20 protein-coding genes are annotated in these 17440 nt (G+C 72.4%); 10 read left to right on the top strand and 10 right to left on the bottom strand.

Annotated elements, in window-relative coordinates; genetic code table 11:
- Positions 1-22: 22 nt before the first annotated feature.
- The 5 genes from ACQP1P_RS13935 to ACQP1P_RS13915 all read right to left on the bottom strand — a co-directional run bounded on the left by ACQP1P_RS13935 (position 23) and on the right by ACQP1P_RS13915 (position 4367).
- The gene (locus tag ACQP1P_RS13935; RefSeq protein ID WP_433086711.1) at positions 23-619 is read right to left on the bottom strand and encodes a PadR family transcriptional regulator; all 597 of its coding nucleotides are present in this window, start codon (positions 617-619) and stop codon (positions 23-25) included.
- Positions 616-1473 carry an oxidoreductase gene (locus ACQP1P_RS13930; protein ID WP_433086709.1) on the bottom strand — a complete coding sequence of 286 codons (858 nt, stop codon included), beginning with the start codon at positions 1471-1473 and terminating at the stop codon, positions 616-618. Before ACQP1P_RS13930 ends, ACQP1P_RS13935 begins: the two co-directional genes overlap by 4 nt.
- Positions 1474-1477: 4 nt before the next feature.
- A complete protein-coding gene (locus ACQP1P_RS13925; RefSeq protein ID WP_433086707.1) occupies positions 1478-1837 on the bottom strand; it encodes a hypothetical protein in 360 nt (119 codons plus the stop codon).
- Between the two features lie 29 nt (positions 1838-1866).
- Positions 1867-2691 carry a hypothetical protein gene (locus ACQP1P_RS13920; protein ID WP_433086705.1) on the bottom strand — a complete coding sequence of 275 codons (825 nt, stop codon included), beginning with the start codon at positions 2689-2691 and terminating at the stop codon, positions 1867-1869.
- Between the two features lie 650 nt (positions 2692-3341).
- Entirely contained in the window at positions 3342-4367 is a 1026-nt protein-coding gene (locus tag ACQP1P_RS13915) for an SPFH domain-containing protein (RefSeq protein WP_433086703.1), read from the bottom strand.
- Between the two features lie 282 nt (positions 4368-4649).
- Between ACQP1P_RS13915 and ACQP1P_RS13910 the strand changes: the two genes are divergently transcribed.
- On the top strand, positions 4650-5330 hold the full coding sequence (locus ACQP1P_RS13910; protein WP_433086701.1) for an NUDIX hydrolase: 681 nt from the start codon (positions 4650-4652) through the stop codon (positions 5328-5330).
- Between the two features lie 248 nt (positions 5331-5578).
- On the opposite strand, the gene ACQP1P_RS13905 is transcribed toward ACQP1P_RS13910, so the two are convergent.
- A complete protein-coding gene (locus ACQP1P_RS13905) occupies positions 5579-6433 on the bottom strand; it encodes an SDR family NAD(P)-dependent oxidoreductase (protein WP_433086699.1) in 855 nt (284 codons plus the stop codon).
- Between ACQP1P_RS13905 and ACQP1P_RS13900 the strand changes: the two genes are divergently transcribed.
- Positions 6416-6922 carry a MarR family winged helix-turn-helix transcriptional regulator gene (locus ACQP1P_RS13900; protein ID WP_433086697.1) on the top strand — a complete coding sequence of 169 codons (507 nt, stop codon included), beginning with the start codon at positions 6416-6418 and terminating at the stop codon, positions 6920-6922. The two genes, ACQP1P_RS13905 and ACQP1P_RS13900, sit on opposite strands and share 18 nt — an antisense overlap.
- A gap of 388 nt (positions 6923-7310) precedes the next feature.
- Positions 7311-7874, top strand: coding sequence for a hypothetical protein (locus ACQP1P_RS13895; protein WP_433086695.1), 564 nt, complete (start codon positions 7311-7313; stop codon positions 7872-7874).
- 810 nt (positions 7875-8684) lie between these two features.
- On the opposite strand, the gene ACQP1P_RS13890 is transcribed toward ACQP1P_RS13895, so the two are convergent.
- On the bottom strand, positions 8685-8894 hold the full coding sequence (locus ACQP1P_RS13890) for a hypothetical protein (RefSeq protein WP_433086693.1): 210 nt from the start codon (positions 8892-8894) through the stop codon (positions 8685-8687).
- A 107-nt stretch (positions 8895-9001) separates the two neighbouring features.
- Here ACQP1P_RS13890 and ACQP1P_RS13885 point away from each other — a divergent pair, with 107 nt between their 5' ends.
- On the top strand, positions 9002-9436 hold the full coding sequence (locus ACQP1P_RS13885) for a MarR family winged helix-turn-helix transcriptional regulator (RefSeq protein WP_433086691.1): 435 nt from the start codon (positions 9002-9004) through the stop codon (positions 9434-9436).
- A 127-nt stretch (positions 9437-9563) separates the two neighbouring features.
- On the opposite strand, the gene ACQP1P_RS13880 is transcribed toward ACQP1P_RS13885, so the two are convergent.
- Entirely contained in the window at positions 9564-10844 is a 1281-nt protein-coding gene (locus ACQP1P_RS13880) for an FAD-dependent oxidoreductase (protein WP_433089994.1), read from the bottom strand.
- A 112-nt stretch (positions 10845-10956) separates the two neighbouring features.
- Between ACQP1P_RS13880 and ACQP1P_RS13875 the strand changes: the two genes are divergently transcribed.
- From ACQP1P_RS13875 to ACQP1P_RS13860, 4 genes are all read left to right on the top strand, one after another.
- Positions 10957-11415, top strand: a complete 459-nt coding sequence (locus tag ACQP1P_RS13875; protein ID WP_433086689.1) for a MarR family winged helix-turn-helix transcriptional regulator — start codon at positions 10957-10959, stop codon at positions 11413-11415.
- Positions 11416-11514: 99 nt separating this feature from the next.
- Entirely contained in the window at positions 11515-12579 is a 1065-nt protein-coding gene (locus tag ACQP1P_RS13870) for a serine hydrolase domain-containing protein (RefSeq protein ID WP_433086687.1), read from the top strand.
- Between the two features lie 85 nt (positions 12580-12664).
- Positions 12665-14506: a transglycosylase domain-containing protein gene (locus tag ACQP1P_RS13865; RefSeq protein ID WP_433086685.1), complete on the top strand. Its 1842-nt coding sequence runs from the start codon at positions 12665-12667 to the stop codon at positions 14504-14506.
- 44 nt (positions 14507-14550) lie between these two features.
- A complete protein-coding gene (locus tag ACQP1P_RS13860) occupies positions 14551-14685 on the top strand; it encodes a hypothetical protein (RefSeq protein WP_433086683.1) in 135 nt (44 codons plus the stop codon).
- 19 nt (positions 14686-14704) lie between these two features.
- On the opposite strand, the gene ACQP1P_RS13855 is transcribed toward ACQP1P_RS13860, so the two are convergent.
- Entirely contained in the window at positions 14705-15043 is a 339-nt protein-coding gene (locus ACQP1P_RS13855; RefSeq protein ID WP_433086681.1) for a DUF1330 domain-containing protein, read from the bottom strand.
- 48 nt (positions 15044-15091) lie between these two features.
- Complete coding sequence (locus ACQP1P_RS13850) at positions 15092-15652, bottom strand: TetR/AcrR family transcriptional regulator (RefSeq protein WP_433086679.1); 561 nt, start codon at positions 15650-15652, stop codon at positions 15092-15094.
- Between the two features lie 92 nt (positions 15653-15744).
- Here ACQP1P_RS13850 and ACQP1P_RS13845 point away from each other — a divergent pair, with 92 nt between their 5' ends.
- A complete protein-coding gene (locus ACQP1P_RS13845) occupies positions 15745-16434 on the top strand; it encodes an SDR family oxidoreductase (protein ID WP_433086677.1) in 690 nt (229 codons plus the stop codon).
- Between the two features lie 7 nt (positions 16435-16441).
- Entirely contained in the window at positions 16442-17416 is a 975-nt protein-coding gene (locus ACQP1P_RS13840; RefSeq protein WP_433086675.1) for a glutathione S-transferase family protein, read from the top strand.
- The last annotated feature ends 24 nt before the right edge of the window (positions 17417-17440 follow it).

Here is a 17440-nt window from a genome sequence, read left to right as displayed (position 1 = left end):
AGGAACGACTAGTCAGTGTCAACTATTCGGGCTTGTACTCCTCGCCGTGCGCCTCGGCCCACATCGGTCCCCACTCGTCGATCCGGGCCAGGAGGTCGCGCACGTAGGCGACCTCGGCGTCGATGAGGCTCAGGCGGTACACCTCCTCGATGAGGAACAACGGGGGCACTCCCTGCCGCTCGGCCTGCTCGATCTCCCGGCTGGCCTCGGCGCGCTGCGCCGCGAGCCCGTCCAGCCGGTTGCCGAGCAGCGGCACGACCTCGTTCGGGCTCAGCGCCGCGATCATCGACAGCGCGCTCACGAACGCCGGATACTCGTGCTGCGGCTCCCCCACCAGCTCGCGCAGCCAGTCGCGCAGCTCGGCGCGGCCGGCGTCGGTGATCTGGTACACGGTCCGCTCCGGCCGCGCGCCCTCGCGCTCGACCTCCTGCTCGGCCACGAAGCCGGCCTTGGCGAGCTGCTGCACCACCATGTACAGCGAGCCGTGATTGAACTTGATACTGCGCGCGTCGCCGTGGTTCCGCAGCGTCTTGGACAGCTCGTAGGGGTGCATCGGCGCCCGGCTCAGATAGCTCAGCACCGCCAGCCCGAGGAGGTTGCCGACCTGCCTGCGTTTCATTCCGGTGTACCGCCGGCGCCCAGCGCGGCCAGGGCGTCCTCGTCGAGCCGCAGGTGCCCGGCGGCCATGTTCTGCTCCAGGTGCTCCAGCGACGCCGTGCCCGGGATCAGCAGCGTGTTCGGCGCGACGGCGAGCACCCACGCGAGCGCGACCTGCGCCGGGGTGGCGTCGAGCCGGGCGGCGACCGCCTTCACCGCCGGGTGGCCCAGGACCCGCTCGCGCCCGAAGGCCGCGCCGAGCGGGAAGAACGGCACGAACGCGATCCCGCGCTCGACGCACAGGTCCAGCACCGGCCGCGACTGCTGGTCCACGAGGTTGAACGGGTTCTGCACGCAGACGATCTCGGTCCGCGCGAGCGCCTGCCGCAGCTGCTCCTCGTCCACGTTGCTCATGCCGATGCCCTCGATCAGCCCCTCGTCGCGCATCGCGATCATGGCGTCGAGCTGCTCGTCGAGCACCTTGGGATCACCCTTGGCGTGCAGCCGCAGGTTGACGGCGGCCAGCCGCTCGACGCCGAGCGCCCGCAGGTTCTCCTGTACTCCCGCGCGCAGCTCCTCCGGCCGGTCCGCGGCCAGCCAGCCCCCCTTGTCGTCCCGCTTCGCGCCGACCTTGCTCACCAGGGCGAGGTTCTCCGGATACGGGTACAGCGCGCTGCGCAGAATCTCGTTGGCCACGTCGGGCCCGTAGTACTGCGCGGTGTCGATATGGTCGACGCCGAGGTCCACGGCCCGGCGCACCACCGCGAGCGCCTCGGCCCGATCGCGCGGCGGCCCGAAGGCACCCCGCCCGGGCAGCTGCATGGCGCCGAACCCGACGCGGTGGACGTTACGCCGGCCCAGCGGGAAGGTCTTCACGCTCTTAATCTTCCACACGACGCCCGCGACGCTCGCCTACCGGCCACTCACACGACCACCGCGCCTCGTCCACGGCGCTCGCCTTGGCCGGCCTCACCTTGACGGCCGGGCCCACCTTGACGGCCGGCACCGCCTTGACGGCCGGGCTCGCCTTGACGGCCGGGCTCACCTCGGCCGCCGGGCTCACCTCGGCCGCCGGGCTCACCTCGGCCGCCGGGCTCACCTCGGCCGCCGGGCTCACCTCGGCCGCCGGGCTCACCTCGGCCGCCGGGCTCACCTCGGCCGCCGGGCTCACCTCGGCCGCCGGGCTCACCTCGGCCGCCGGGCTCACCTCGGCCGCCGGGCTCACCTTGGGGTCAGGCACTCGACGGCCGTGGTTCGCCACCCGGGCACTCACACGACGAGGTTGAGGCGCCGCTCTGCCACGCCGATGCTCACCCGCTGCCCCCACGACAGTTCGAGCCGGTCCGACTCCAGCCCATCGGCGAACACGACGAGCCGCTCCCCCTCGCACGCCAGCTCCAACCGCTCGTCGGGCCCCATCCGCCCGTCGGTGAGCGTCGCCCCGGTGGCCGGGGACGGCCACGCCTCCCGCACGAACCAGCACACCTCGGCCGCCTGCGGCGCCGGCAGCACGGGCGGATCGGCCCGCTCCAGCGCGATCGACGAGCACCACCCGGTGGCCCCCGTCCCGGTGCCGACCACCACCCCGGACGACGACTGCCGTTCGCGCTGCCCGTCCGGAGTCGTCAAGGTGTACCGCGCGGACTGGTGACTCACATGCCCGAAGTACACCTCGTTGAGCCCCAGCAGCTCCTGCCCGTCATCGAGCCGGGCCGACACCATGGTGCGCCGCTCGGTACCACGGCTCCTGAGCACCCGTCCGATCGCCCGGGCCTCATGGCGCACGAGCACCCCCGGATTACGCCCCGGCTCCGGATCGACCCCGATCACCGCCTGCCCATCGAGGTACTTGGCCACGTTCGCGACGAGCCCATCCTGCCCGACGGCGATGACAACGTCCTCGGGCCCGAACAGGAACCGCGGCAGATCCTCCCGATCGATGTGCCCCCGCCGCCAGTCGGCCGGAATGGCGGCCCCGACCACGGTCATCGCGGCCTGCAGCGCCTCGTGCCGCGCCGCGACCTCGCCGAGATCCCGCCCCCGCTGCCGAAGGTAGTAGTCGGCGGCGGCCCGAGTCCCATGCCGCCCGAGCAACTCGTCAAGCTCACTGCGCCGAGACACAATCACCGCCCGAGGCGCCAGCGTGCCCATGCTTCCCCTTCCCTGTGCTCAACGGCCCCCGCCGCCTGACAAGCCTGAGCCAACTTCCGCCCGGACTCCGGTCGCGGCCGCGCCGGGATGGATCCGCGTAGGCCGCGCCGGGGTGGATCCGCCACGCCGAGCGCACCGACACCGCCGGGCGCCCGCTGGGAGCTCCCCCTTCATATCACCCACCCCGCACGGCCCCTCCTCCATGTCACCCGCCTCTGTCGACCATCCCCTTCCACGTCACCCAGTCGCATCAACCGCCCTCTCCATGTCCGCAGACCGGGTAGCGCAGGACCTCGCCAGTCGAGAGGTGGACGACGCCGAGCCATGCAGGACTTCGGCACCAGCCGGCCGCCGCACGGCCCCACTTCCTGCACGGCCCCACTTCCTGCACGGCCCGACTTCCCGTGCGGCTTCACCTGCCGCGCGGCCCCCATCTCCCGCACGGCGTCACCTTCCGCGCTGCCCGACGTCCCGTGCGGCCTCACCTTCCACGCGGCCCGGCCGCCGCTCGGCTCATCCACGCTTCTCACCCGCTGTCGCGACCGCTGCGAGGCCGCCCCTCACTCGGCCCCGCAGCGATCCCGTCACCCCCTCTACTTGCCGAGCCGGTTGAGCAGCCCGGTCACCACATCCGGCGTGACCGTGAGCTGCCCGATCTCCGGCAGCTGCCCGGCCAGCTCCCGAAGGGCGAGCGCCTGGAGCACCGCGGGCGGCAGATCCCGGTACGCCGCCACCCGAGCCGCCTCGGCCTCCCCCTCGGCCAGCCCGACCGCCCGCACCCCATCGGCACGAGCCTGCGTCCGCAGCCGGTCCGCCTCCGCCTCGGCCGCCGCCGCCACCCGCGACCGTTCCGCCTCGGCCTGCGCGGCCACGAGCGCCGCGGCCGCATCGAGCTCGGCCTGCCGCTGCGTGTTCGCCCCGTGCTGCTCGACCAGCTGCTGCTCCCGCCGAGCAAGCTCGATCTTGTTCTGCAGCTCGTTCTCGGCGATGGCCCGCTCCTGTTCGACGGCTCGAGCCCGCCGCGCGTACGTCGCCCGATCCGCCTCCTGCTGCACCGCCTCCCGAGTGGGCGTCTGCAGCGCCCGCTCGAGATCCGGCTCGGGCCGAATGGCCACGACCCGAGCCGACACGACACTGACCCCGGTATCGGTCAGCCGCGGATCGCTGCCGAGCGCCGCCGACACCGCCTCCCGGACGGGCGCGATCCCGGCCGTGAGCGCCTCGGTCAGCGGCAGCCGGGCGAGCAGGTCGAGCGCCGGCTGCTGAGCCAGCTCCGCCAGCAGCGTGGCGACCTGGTCGAGCGGCTGGGCCCGCCACTGCCCGCCCTTGGGGTCCACGGAGAAGTCCAGCCGCTCGGCCGCGGTGGCCGGCCCGCTGATCCGATAGGTGACCGTGGCTTGGACGGTGACGTCGGCGAAGTCACTGGTACGAGCATGAAAGAGCAACGGCAGCTCCCGATCGTCCACGGGTACTTCTGACAGCACCGCGGTCAACGGCCGGTACCAGAACGACTGCCCGACGCCTTCGTGCCGCACCACCCCGTTGACGTGGTGCCGCACCCAGCTGGTCGGCGCCCCGCGCAGGTGCCGCCAGAACAATCGCCGTGTCACATCAGCCATGGCGCCTTCCCTCCCCTGACTCAGCGGCACCGGCTCGAACGCCCCGGGGCTGTGCCGCGGGTGACCCGCGGGAGCATCCGGCTCTTGCCTGACTCAGCGGCACCGGCTCGAACGCCCCGGGGCTGTGCCGCGGGTGACCCGCGGGAGCATCCGGCTCTTGCCACCGAACGAGTAGCGGCGCGCCACCCGCCCGGCCCAGCTCTGGAACACCTACACTGCTCAGTTATCGTCAGACCGACGATATAAGTGCAGCGGCTTTCTCGTCAATGTGGTGATAAATACATGTCCTTTGCCGTAACGGTCGACCTGGTCATGCTCACGGTCCGGGCGGACGCCCTGTGCGTGCTGCTCGTGCGCCGCGCCATCTCCCCGTACGAGGGCTCCTACGCCCTGCCGGGCGGTTTCGTCCTGGACACCGAGGACCTGACGGATGCCGCCATCCGCGAGCTGTCGGAGGAGACCGGCCTCCAGCACCCGGCTTCGCACCTGGAGCAACTGGCGACGTACGGCGCTCCGGGCCGCGACCCCCGAGCGAGAGTGGTGACGGTCGCCTATCTGGCCCTGCTCCCCGAGGCTCCGGCACCGACGGCGGGCAGCGACGCCGCCGAGGCCGCCTGGCTGCCGGTCGAGAGCCTGCCTCCGCTGGCCTTCGACCACGCGACGATCCTGCGGGACGGTGTGGAACGGGCCCGGGCCAAGCTCGAGTACTCCCCGCTCGCCGCCGCCTTCTGCCCGCCCGAGTTCACCATCGCCGAACTTCGCCAGGTCTACGAGGCCGTCTGGAACGCCAAGCTGGACCCGAGGAACTTCCACCGCAAGGCCACGTCGACCCCGGGCTTCGTGGTCCCCACCGGCCGCTCCACCGCCGGTGACCGGGGCCGCCCCGCTCAGCTCTTCACCCGGGGCTCGGCAACGGTCCTCTACCCGCCGCTCCTGCGCGCCCTGCCTCCGACGAGTCCGTGACAACCGCACCGACTCATGCGCGCACCCTGCCACCGTTCGCCGCCGAGGTCCCGACCCGACCCCGCCGCGCATGACACCCAGGCTCCGGATCGCGCTGACGGCCTCCAGGACCAGGCCACTTACGCCGCGACAGATCCGCCGGGCGCTCATCTTGCATCTGAGCGGGCGGATCACTTGAACGCCGCCGGCCCCTTTGCTGGACCTGGCGGCGCCGGCTCCGAAGCCGGCGACGGTGCCGACAGCGGCGGTCATACGATCACCCGCCCGCCGGTGAGGTCGAGGGTCGCGCCGGTGATCCAGGACGCCGCGTCGGAGGCGAGGTAGAGCACGGCCTCGGCGACGTCCTCCGGCCGGCCGATGCGGCCCAGCGGGAATTGCCCGGCAAGCTCGGCGAGCTGCTCGTCGGTCATGTGCTGCCGCATGCGGCTGTTCAGCACGGCCGACGGGGCGAGACAGTTGACGCGTATGCCGTGCTGGCCGACCTCGGCGGCCAGGTGCTTGCTGAACATCACCACACCGGCCTTGGCCGCGGCATAGGCGGCGCTGGCCAGCCCCGGCACCCTCCCCGCCGTCGACGACATCGTGACGATGACTCCCGCACGGCGCTCGATCATGCCGGGCAGCACCTCGCTGACAGCGAGGAAGACCGACGTCAGATCGGCTTCGATGGTGGCCCGCCACTGCTCGGCACCGAGTTCGTGGGTCGGCACGGGGCGCCCCTGCCCGCCGACGAACGGCGCCAGGATGTCGATCGGGCCGAATGCCCGCTCGACCTCCTCGCGGATGCGGTGCACGGTCGCACCGTCCGTGGCGTCGCCGGGCACCGCCAGTGCCGTCCCACCGCTGCCGCCAATCTCGCCGACCAGGCTCTCGACGGCGGAGGGGTCGCGGCCGTTGACGGCGACGCTGACCCCATTGGCCGCGAGCGCCCGGCACGTGGCGGCGCCGATGCCCCGGGACCCGCCGGTGACCAGTGCGACCTTGCCGGCCAGATCCGGATGACTGGTGAACGCCATCGCGCGCCCCCTTCTCCGAACTGAATAGTTCAGTTGAGTGAATCGTTCTTGATGGTGTACGGTAGTCCCATGACGGACGGCAGGCAACCCACGAGGCCACGAGGGGCGGCCTTCCTTTTGGCACAGCTCGGAGCGCACGCATCGGAGCGGTTCGCGGACCGCGTGCAGCAGCTCGGACTCTCACCGGCCGAGGTCGGACTGCTGCGGATGATCAACGGCCAGCCCGGACGAAGCCAGCAGTCGGTCGCCGTCGACCTCGGGGTGGTGCCCAGCCGCGTGGTGGTGCTCATCGACAACCTCGGCCACAAGGGCCTGGTCGAGCGACGCACCGGCAGCAGTGACCGGCGACATCACGAGCTGTATCTGACCGTCGACGGGGAGCGGGTCATGATGGACATGCGATCGATCGCCACCGAACACGACGACGAAATGCTCAGCGCGCTCGAGCCGGAGGAGCGCGAGCAGCTGACCGGCCTGTTGCAGAAGATCGCGGATCAGCAGGGCCTGACGCCGGGAGTGCATCCGGGCTACCGACAAGCGGCCGGGCGCCGAAAACCTGTCACCCCGGCCACGTAACGGCGCGCGGGCGGAGGTTCCGAATGCCGCAGCGACGCCGTCCGCGGCCGTCACCATAGAAGTGGCCATAGAAGTCGCCATAGGAAGTCGGGCCACACGAGAACTCAGGCCACACCAGGACTTGGGCCGCATCCGGGGAATCCGCGAATTGGTGCCATCCCGAAGGCGCACGGGCCAGCCGGGTGCGTACCTCGGCCGCGAGCTGCGGTGGGAGCCGGAGCCGCGCGAGGTTCTGCCCGGTGCTGCCGGCAGGGCACAGTGCGGATTCCCGGTTCGTGGTGCCGATGCGAGAAGGAGAGGTGAACCAGGCAGTCACACACGGGGTGGATCGGGAAGCATTGGCAGGAGCCGTGACTTGGCTGGCGCTGGGCCACTACGGTCTACGGGCATGAGGTCACCTGACGAGGCCGGTGTTGGTTCGGTCGACGTCGCGCCGGCGCCAGGGCCTACGCCTGCCGGGTTTGGCAGCCGGGTCGTCGCGCTCATCGGGGCGATCGGTGCGCTGCTCGCGCTGGCGTTGCCGTGGGCTCGCGAGGACAACACGGTCTCCGTGGAGACGAACTTCGGGACCGCCACGTTGCTGCAGCCGGGCGGCGACCAGTGGAGCGGGTGGGCGCTGCACGGGGCCAGCCGGCTCGACGGGCACCGGCCGGTCACGGTGGCGATGGCGATGCTGCTCATCACGGCCACGGTCGTGCTCGTGGGAACGGCCTGGACGACGTTCGAGCGGCCTCGGGCGATCTGGGTCGCGCCGACGATGGCCGGTGTGGCGGTGATGACCCTCATCGTCAGCGTGCCGGGGCTCGACGGGGTCGCTGGGAAGTTCGGGGCCGGGCATGTGACGACGGTGGAGTTCGGGATGGCGGTGTGGCGTACGGCGCTGGCGGTCGTGGCCGTCGGAGCGATTCGGCTGGCGTTGCTGCAGGAGGCCAGCCGGCGAAGGTTGCGCTGAGCCCGGACCGAGCCAGGCTGGGGGGTAACGGGGCGAGAGGCTGGCGCGACGGCACGGACAGCGTGACGCGACGCCCTGACCGGGACGACGACGCAGCGGCGGCAGCGTGGACGGGCGCAACGCGACGCCCCGACGGCGACGACGCGGCGGCAACGCCGACGCGGCACGGCGACGACGACGAGGCACGGCGACGACGACGAGGCACGGCGACCCCGAGGCAGGCCGCGACGGCGACGCAGCGACGGCGACGGCGACGGCGACGGCGACGCGGCAACGACGAGGCAGGCAGCGACGACGCGGCAGGCAACGACGACAGGGCAACGACGACGGCGACGGGGCGACGACGACGCGGCAGGCAACGACGACGCGGCAACGACGACGGCGACGGGGCGACGACGACGCGGCAGGCAACGGCGACGGGGCAACGGCGACGCGGCAGGAAGCGACGACGCGGCAACGGCGGCCAGCGACAGCACGGCAGCGTGAACCGGCGCAACGCGACGACTCGGCGAAGACCGCGACAGACGCCGACAGACGCAGAGACAGCAACCCAACGCCGATGCCGGCGCGATGGCGGCGCCGATGGGCGACGGTGGGAGCCGACTTAAGGGCCTGGGGGAGCCGACTTAAGGGCCTGCACGCCGCCGTGACCGCCGAACACGTAATCAGCAGCGCCGGGCCGCGTTGGACGTCCACGCGGTGACAACCGGTCCGACGACCACGTCATGGCCGCCGGGTGCGGTGATCTGTGGCTCCAGGGTGAGTGAGCCGGGCGCCGTGTGCATGGCAGCGGCCGCGAAGACCCGCCCGTCAGGCGGCCGAGTCCTCCGCCGCGCGGCGTTGGGCTGCCGCTCGCCGCTGGTTTTCGCGCATCTGCTTGTACTGGTCCCGCGCCTGAGGACTCCAGCCCTGGATGGCGCCCTCCACCGTCGCGGGGCCGAAGATCCGGAAGAAGAAGGTTCCCACCCGGTCCTTCTTCTCAGCGGGGTCGCGGCGCTTCAAGCCAAACACGTCGGACACTCCCTTGGTGTGCTAATGGTTGGGGTACCAATTATTGGTGTGCCGCTAGTATGACAGCCGCCGGGGTTTGGCGGGAAGGGCCGGGACACGTGACTGAGGACGCAAGGGTGGGCGATCCGCTCGCGCTGGAGCATCAGGTCTGCTTCGCGCTGGCCGTCGCCTCGCGGAATGTGATTGCGCTCTACCGGCCGCTGCTCGAGCCGATGGGGCTGACGCACCCGCAGTACCTGGTGATGCTCGCGCTGTGGCAGCGCTCGCCGCTGTCCGTCAAGGAGCTCAGCCGATTGTTGCAGCTCGACCCGGGCACGCTGTCGCCGCTGCTCAAGCGGCTCGAAACCGGGGGGCTCATCCACCGCCGGCGGGCCGAGCACGACGAGCGGGTGCTCGAGGTCACGCTCACCGCCACCGGGCGGTCGCTTCGAGCCGAGGCCGAGAACATCCCGCCGGCCATCATCAAGCAGCTCGGCATCCCGGTCGACGAGCTCCTGCAGCTGCACGCGGCGCTCACCCGCGTCATCGCGATCACATCAGCCAGCGACTGAAGCCGACAACACCGACACCCAACCCCGACACCGACACCGAACACCGAACACCGAACACCGACACCCAACAAACGGACCGAAGCCGGAACAGCGAACCGGAGCCGAGCGGCAGAACCGGAGGACGGCGTCACGTCTCGGTGCCGCGAACCTCGTACAGGCCGGCCTCGAAGCGGCGCTTCAGCAGCGGTATCCGATCCGTCGCCCGCAGGAAGGTGCGCTGCGCGGCCAGGGCCACGCGGCCCAGCACCGGGCGGTGGACGAGCTGGTCGCCGCCGGTCTGCCGCTTCGAGGCCTCGACGGCCTTGAAGCCGTACTCGATCATGTCGCGCTCGTAGTCGCGCAGGGCGTCGAGCACGGGGCGGCCGCTCGTCAGGGCCCGCACCAGGTTGTGCGCGTCGCGCAGGGCGGTGTTCGCGCCCACGCCCTGGCCCGGCGTCATGGTGTGGATCGCGTCGCCGAGCAGGGTCACGTTGTCCGTGGGCCACGGGTCCACGCGCACCGAGGTGCGGATGTTGATCGGGAAGCACGTCGAGGCATCGGTCAGGGCGAAGAGCCGGTGCAGGCGCGCGTCCCAGCGCGGGGTCATCGCCGTGACCAGGCGGACCAGGTCGGCGCCGGAGCGCTGCATGACATCGGCCGGGAACTTGTCCGTCGACGCCGACAAGCCCCAGTTCAGATAGTCCCGCGTGTTGTCGAACAGCAGCCCGGGCCACGCGGCGAGCAACTCCCGGTCGCTGCTGCCGATCCCCGCCTTCGGGCGCCCGTCCGCCGCCCACGGAAACTCCATCCAGTGCAGGATGCACGCCATCCCGCGCGGCGCCAGCACCAGGCCGATGCCCGGGAACAGCCCCTCGGGCATGAGCGACGTGCTTTCCAGCGTCATCGGTACCTTCGCGGCCACCGCCACGATCCCCGCGTCCTCCAGGCGCGCGTGCGGCAACCGCTGCCGCCGCACCGGGGAGTTCACGCCGTCGGCCCCTACGAGCACGTCGCCGGTGTCGCTGGTGCCGTCGGCGAAGCAGGCGGTGACGCGGCCGTCGGGCTCATGGCGGTACCGGATGAAGGTCTTGTCGAAATGCAGGACGTCCTCCATTGCGGTGAAGAGCACCTGGCGCAGGGTCATGCGGCTCACGGACTTCTCGTCGTTCACGTCGTCGGTGGGTTCACGCAGCGTGATGGTGAGCGTCCGGCGCAGGTGCTCGTCGAGGAACGCGAAGCGCTCCGGGGGCTTGGCGCAGGTGGCGACGAACGTGCGGTACAGCTCCGGCGGGAGGCACGCCTTGAGCGCCCGAGAGCCGTGCGGGTCGATGCCGACCCGGTATCCGTGCAGGCCGGTGGCGCGGGTGCGGTCCCGCTCGTACACGGCCACGTCCACGCCGGCCCGCCGCAGCCCGTGCGCGAGACACATCCCGCCCGTGCCCGCGCCGATGATGATGACCTTCACTACGTGTTACCTCGCACTTCTAGTCGCTAGAATTTCTAGTCACTTACGGTACGAGTGATCCGCTACGCTCGCAAGCGTGAGTTCGCAGGAACTGATCGACGCGTTCGGGCGGGCGATGCAGCAGTACCAGCGGGCGGTCGACGCGCTCGACCAGCGCGCGGCGGACCGGCTGGGGCTCAACCGCACCGACATGCGGTGCCTGGAGCTGCTGTTCGGGCCGGCGGCGCAGCCGCTCTCGCCGGGCGAGCTCGCGGCCGCGGCCGGGATGACGACCGGCGGGGTGACCACGGCGATCGATCGGCTGGAGCGCGCCGGCTATGTGACCCGCGAGCGGGACGCGGGCGATCGGCGGCGGGTGACGGTGCGGCCGACCCCGCTCGCGCAGCGGTTGGTGCAGGAGATCTACGGGCCGGTCGTGGAGCAGGGCACCGCGTACCTGCGGCGCTTCGACGACACCGTCCTGGCCGGCATGATCGAGATCCTGGAATTCGCCACACAGCAGCACAATTCACACCTGTCCCCCGGCGGGGTATAAGTCCGAAATGTCGGGCTAGCGAAGCGCCCGACATTTCGCGCGCCGAGCCGGGAAAATCAGCGGTGCGCTCCGGGCCGCGGCACGGTACCGTCCGCGTCCGTGGATGAACTGGTCAGCGGCACCGTCGCCGAGGGCTTCGAGCCCGTCGCCGACGTCTTCCGGCAGCTGCTCGAGTCCGGCGCGGAAACCGGCGCCTCCGTCGCCGCCTACGCCCGCGGCGAGCTCGTCGTCGACCTGTGGGGCGGCTGGGCCGACGCCGCCCGCACGCGCCCCTGGCGGGCCGACACCCTCGCCACGGTGTTCTCGGCCGGCAAGCCGGTCGCGGCCCTGGCCGTGCTCGCCCGGGTCGCCGACGGGCGGATCGGGCTGGACGAGCCGGTGGCGCGCTACTGGCCGGCGTTCGGCCACGAGCGCGGCACCGTGCGGCACGCCCTCGCGCACCAGCTCGGGCTGCCCGCCATCGCCGAGCCGCTGACCGCGGACGAGGGGCTGGACTGGGACCGCTGCACCGCGGCGATCTTCGCCGCGCCGCTGGAGTGGGAGCCGGGCACGGCGGCGGGCGAGCACGCGCTGACGTACGGCAACATTCTCGGCGCCATCCTGCGCGGCGCGACCGGCGAGACGGTCGGCGACGTCGTCCGCGGCTTCGGGCAGGACGTGCACTTCGGGGTGCCGGCGGCCGAGCGGGGCCGCTGCGCCGACATGGAGTTCGGCGACCCGGGCTGGCCCGAGGCGTCGGTGCACGGCCACGGCGACCTGTGGGCCCGCGCGCTCGGCAACCCCGCGGGGCTGCTCGACACCGCGGTGCTCAACGGCGACGCCTGGCGGGGCGGCGAGCTGCCGGCCGTGAACCTGCACGCGAGCGCCCGCGGGCTGGCCGGCCTCTACCAGGCCCTCCCCCGGCTGCTGCCCGCCGAGGTGCTGGCCGAGATGCTGGCGCCGCAGGCCGAGGGCGTCGACCGGCTGCTGGAGGAGGACGCGACCTGGACGCTGGGCCTGCGCCGCGACGGGGACTGGATCGGCATGGGCGGCATCGGCGGCTCGTCGGGCGGCGGGCGCCTCGCCGACCCGGACGGCTACCGGATGGCCTACGTGACGCGGCACCTGGCCGGGCACGACCGCGGCAACGCCCTGTACGACGCCGTCGAGGCCTGCCTGTCGTAAGGCCTATCTGTCGTAAGGCCTGCCGCCCGCGTGGCCAGAGAACGACCGCGTACGATGCGTCCGTCCATGGGGAGGACTGACGCAGATGCAGAGAAGACGGGTGCTCGCCGGGGCGGCGATCGTCGTGGTGCTGCTCGCCGGGGCCGCCGCGGCCGCCGGGATCTACACCGGCAGCGTCACGGTGCCGCCGCTGCCGGAGCCGGGCGGGTCGACGGAGATCCTGTACTCCGACGGCACGCTCATGGCCCGCACCGGCAAGGACGACCAGGTGCCGATCGACACCGCGCGGCTGCCGCAGTACGTCCCCGAAGCCGTCATCGCCGCCCAGGACCCCGGCTTCCGGGACGGGCACTGGTTCGGCCGGCCGACGGAGCTCAGCGTGCGGTACACCCGGAAGGTCCTCGACGATCCCGGGGTCGGCACGGCGCGGCTCCTGGCGGTCGCGAGCCGGCTCGAGCGGCAGTACGGCCGCGACGTCATCCTCGACCGCTACCTCAACACGGCGTACTTCGGGCGGCTCGCCTACGGCATCGAGGCGGCCGCGCAGGCCTACTACGACAAGCCGGCCGCGACCCTCTCCCCCGGCGAGGCCGTCGTGCTCGCCGCGCAGCTGGACTCGCCCGGCGACGGCGCCTACGACCCGACCGTGCACGCCGACGCGGCCCGCAGGCGGTTCGAGGAGATCCGCGGGCGCATGAGCGGCGGCGGGGCCGCGGTCGTCTTCCCCGAGGGCACCACCCGCACCGCCGACGACGCGACCAAGCGGCACAGGGCGCTGCGCCCGGACGGCAGCGACGGCCTCGTCGAGCAGCGCGTGCTCGACGAGTTCGCGACGCTCGGCCTGAACGCCGCCGGCGCCCGGATCTCCACCACCATCGACCGCCGGCTGCAGGGGTCGCTGCTCGGCGCCGTCGGCGCGGCGATGAGCGGCCAGCCCACCACGCTGGCCGCCGGCGCGGTCGCGGTGCAGCCGCTCACCGGGCGCATCCTGGCCTACTACGGCAACGACCGCGCGGCCGCGACCGACTACGCCGGCGCGCACCCGCCGGGCAACGCCTTCGCGCCGATCACGGTGGCCGCGGCGCTCAAGGCCGGGATCTCGCTGCAGTCACGGTGGCAGGCGCCGGCGGAAATGGACTTCCCGGCGTCGGGCCGCACGGCCAAGGGCGGCAACCCGGTGCGCGACGTGCACCGGTGCCCGGGCGGCAAGGCGTCGTGCACGCTGCTGGAGGCCCAGCGCGACGGGCTGCGGGTGCCCCTGTTCGGGGTGACCGAGAAGGTCGGGGCGGCCAAGGTCCTCGACATGGCCCGGGCGCTCGGGGCGGGCACCATCTGGGCCACCGTGGACGGCAAGGCCGTGGCGATCCGGCTCGACGGGCCCGGCGACGCGCTGTCCCCCAGGTACTTCAACACCGAGGTGGGCTACGGGCAGTACCCGATGACGCTGAGCGACCAGGCGAACGTCATGGCGACGCTCGCCGGTGACGGCAAGCGGGCCAGGGCGCACCTCATCGCCGCGGTGACCAGCGGCAGCAGGACCACCTACCGGGCCACCGAGCTCGCCGAGGCGGGCGTGGACGAGGCGATCGCGCGCAACGTGGCGTGGTCGCTCGCCCAGCAGCCGGCCGGGCGGCTCGCCGACGGGCGGCAGACGTCGCTCGCGATCGGCGACTGGCCCCTCGACGGCGACCTGAGCAAGACCGCGCACGCCACCGCGGCCGGCTTCGCGCCGCAGGTCGCGGTCGCGGTGTGGGTGGGCAACAGGGCCGAGGAGCGGCCGCTGCTCGACCGGTCCGGGGCGCCCGTCACCGGCGCGACCCTGCCCGCGGCCGTGTACCGCCAGTTCATGGGCGCCGCGCTGGGCACCGCCCGCAGCGACATCCAGCAGCCCGTGCTCCTGGGAGACCCGAAGGCGGGGAACGCCTGACCCGCGCCTTGCCTTCCTGAAAGCTGCGGGGCGCCGGGGCCGACATGACGCTGCCGGAGTACTTCGAGGCCTGCTCTCGGGCCTGGCGCACCTGCCACGGCCGGCTGAGCGCTCTGGACCTGCCGCAGCTGCGCGCCCGGGCGGCCGAGCCGGGCCGCCGGGCGCTGCTGCCGGGGTGAGCGCGGCCCCGCCGGGGCCTCAGCGGGCGGCGCGGATCGCGGCGGCCATCTTCGCCGGGTCGTGGCCGTCGCGCACGCCCTCGAAGAGGATCGCCGACCCGGTGATGTGGTCGGTGCGCAGGTGCAGGATCTCCTGGTAGGCCGGGGAGTCGTACCAGGACCGGGCCGCGTCCAGGCTCGGGAACTCGATGATGACCACGGAGCCGGGCCACTCGCCCTCGCGGACCTCGACCGGGGGGCCGTGCACGATGAACCGGCCGTCGAAGGGGTCGAGGGTGCCCTGGATGCGCTCGAGGTATTCCAGCACGTCGTCGTGGCTGCTGTGGCCGTGCAGGTGGGCCATCGCGTATCCGTTCATGCCCCGATCATGACCGGCCGGGCGTCATCGTGTCGATGACCTCCGAGGTCATGTGGCCGCGTCGAGCAGCTGCCCGGCCGCGCGCAGGGCCAGCCCGCCCAGGGGCTCGGCGCGCATGACGGCCCGCACCGAGGCGCCGTCGAAGAGCATCGTGAGCTGGGCGGCCAGGAACTGGGGGTCGCTCGCGCCGAGGGCGGTCGCGTGCTGCTGGAAGTACGACTCCAGGCGTTGCTTGAAGGACAGCGCCACGAGGGCCGCCGCGTGCGTCGGGTCGTGCAGCTCCACGGCGGTGTTCACGAACGGGCACCCGTGGAAGGGCCCGGTGCCGGAGCGCTCCTCCAGCCGGGCGAAGACGTGCAGGATGCGCTCGCGCGGCGGCATGTCCGCGGCCGGATCGGGGAAGTACCCCGCGACGGTCGCGGGCCCGTACTCGCGCAGGCTCTCGGCGATCACCTCGTCCTTGGTGGCGAACAGCTGGTACATCGACCGCTTCGACACGCCCGCGGCCTTGCACAGCCGCTCGACGCCGACCGTGGCCGCGCCCTCGGCGTAGAACAGCTCGGCCGCGGCCCGCAGCAGCCGCTCACGGGGGGAGGCGATGGAGGTCACACGACACAGTCTACCCATCCGGAAACCGATCGTTCTACCGTAGGGGTACATCGGAAACCGATCGGTTTCCGCAACGGCGAAGGGGTACGGCGATGCGCAACGAGGTCGTGCTGGTCACGGGCGGCAACCGGGGGCTGGGGCGGGCATTCGTGGAGGAGGCCCTGGCCCGGGGCGCGAGCAAGGTCTACGCGGCGGCCCGCGACCCGAGGTCGGTGAGCGTCCCCGGCGCCGTGCCGCTGGCCCTCGACGTCACGGATCCGGATTCGGTACGGCGCGCCGCGGCCGAGGCCACCGACGTCACCGTGCTCATCAACAACGCCGGCATCTCGACCCGGGCCAGCGTGCTGCACGGCGACCTCGACGACATCCGCCGCGAGTTCGAGACGAACTTCTACGGCACGATCAACGTGACCCGCGCGTTCGCCCCGGTGCTCGCGGCCAACGGCGGCGGCCACGTGCTCGACGTGCACTCGGTGCTGAGCTGGATCTCGCAGGGCACCTCGTACAGCGCCAGCAAGGCGGCCGTCTGGCAGGCGACCAACGCGTTCCGCCTCGAGCTGGCGCCGCAGGGCACGACCGTGACGGGGCTGCACGTGGGGTACATCGACACCGACATGGCCGCGGGCGTCGACGGGCCCAAGGTCACCGCCCAGGACGTCGCGCGGCAGGCGCTCGACGGCGTCGAGGAGGGCGCGTTCGAGGTGCTCGCCGACGAGATCACCCGCACCGTCAAGCGCGGCCTGTCCGCCGACCCGGCGGCGCTCTACCCGCAGCTGGTCTAATGGGACGGTGAACGCATACCGGGCGGACGGGGAGTTCAAGCGCGACTCGCGGTACATCGCCGACCGCATCACCGCCGACGGGCGGGACGGCTGGCCGGTCGAGCCGGGGCGCTACCGCCTCGTCGTGAGCCGCGCGTGCCCGTGGGCCAGCCGGGCCATCATCGTGCGCCGGCTGCTGGGGCTCGAGGACGTGCTGTCCATGGGCGTGTGCGGACCCACGCACGACGCCCGCAGCTGGACGTTCGACCTCGACCCCGGCGGCCGCGACCCGGTGCTCGGCATCGAGCGGATCCAGGAGGCGTATTTCAAGCGCTTCCCCGGCTACGAGCGCGGCATCACCGTGCCCGCGATCGTCGACGTCCCCTCCGGCCAGGTCGTCACCAACGACTACGCGCCGCTGACGCTGGACCTGTCGACGCAGTGGCGGGCGTACCACCGCGAGGGCGCGCCCGACCTCTACCCCGAGCCGCTGCGCGACGAGCTCGACGAGGTCATGGAGCTCGTCTTCAAGGACGTCAACAACGGGGTGTACCGCGCGGGCTTCGCCGGTTCCCAGGAGGCCTACGAGGCCGCGTACGAGCGCCTGTTCGCGCGCCTCGACTGGCTCTCGGAGCGGCTGCGGGGGCAGCGGTACCTCGTCGGCGACACGATCACCGAGGCCGACGTGCGCCTGTTCACCACCCTGGTCCGGTTCGACCCCGTCTACCACGGCCACTTCAAGTGCAACCGGCAGAAGCTCAGCGAGATGCCGGTGCTGTGGGCGTACGCGCGGGACCTGTTCCAGACCCCCGGCTTCGGCGACACGGTGAACTTCGAGCACATCAAGCGCCACTACTACGCGGTCCACCGCGACATCAACCCGAGCGGCGTCGTGCCGCTGGGCCCCGACCTGAGCGGCTGGCAGGAGCCGCACGGCCGCGACTCCCTCGGCGGGCGCCCGTTCGGCGCCGGAACGCCGCCCACGGCCCCCGCGGACCGGTAGCCTCGGCGGCGCGGTCCTACGCGA

This window comes from Dactylosporangium sp. CA-052675, assembly GCF_050947935.1.
Taxonomy (GTDB): Bacteria; Actinomycetota; Actinomycetes; order Mycobacteriales; family Micromonosporaceae; genus Dactylosporangium.
The sequence above is the reverse complement of the archived record's forward strand: the minus strand, read 5'-3'. Positions and strand labels throughout refer to the sequence as shown.

What these genes read in the sequence shown, in the direction of transcription:
- ACQP1P_RS13935 (WP_433086711.1), bottom strand. Translation starts at nt 619, where the DNA reads ATGAAACGCAGGCAGGTCGGCAACCTCCTCGGGCTGGCGGTGCTGAGC.
- ACQP1P_RS13845 (WP_433086677.1), top strand. Translation starts at nt 15,745, where the DNA reads ATGCGCAACGAGGTCGTGCTGGTCACGGGCGGCAACCGGGGGCTGGGG.
- ACQP1P_RS13895 (WP_433086695.1), top strand. Translation starts at nt 7,311, where the DNA reads ATGAGGTCACCTGACGAGGCCGGTGTTGGTTCGGTCGACGTCGCGCCG.
- ACQP1P_RS13855 (WP_433086681.1), bottom strand. Translation starts at nt 15,043, where the DNA reads ATGAACGGATACGCGATGGCCCACCTGCACGGCCACAGCAGCCACGAC.
- ACQP1P_RS13900 (WP_433086697.1), top strand. Translation starts at nt 6,416, where the DNA reads ATGACGGACGGCAGGCAACCCACGAGGCCACGAGGGGCGGCCTTCCTT.
- ACQP1P_RS13910 (WP_433086701.1), top strand. Translation starts at nt 4,650, where the DNA reads ATGTCCTTTGCCGTAACGGTCGACCTGGTCATGCTCACGGTCCGGGCG.
- ACQP1P_RS13880 (WP_433089994.1), bottom strand. Translation starts at nt 10,844, where the DNA reads ATGTGTCTCGCGCACGGGCTGCGGCGGGCCGGCGTGGACGTGGCCGTG.
- ACQP1P_RS13915 (WP_433086703.1), bottom strand. Translation starts at nt 4,367, where the DNA reads ATGGCTGATGTGACACGGCGATTGTTCTGGCGGCACCTGCGCGGGGCG.
- ACQP1P_RS13860 (WP_433086683.1), top strand. Translation starts at nt 14,551, where the DNA reads ATGACGCTGCCGGAGTACTTCGAGGCCTGCTCTCGGGCCTGGCGCACC.
- ACQP1P_RS13865 (WP_433086685.1), top strand. Translation starts at nt 12,665, where the DNA reads ATGCAGAGAAGACGGGTGCTCGCCGGGGCGGCGATCGTCGTGGTGCTG.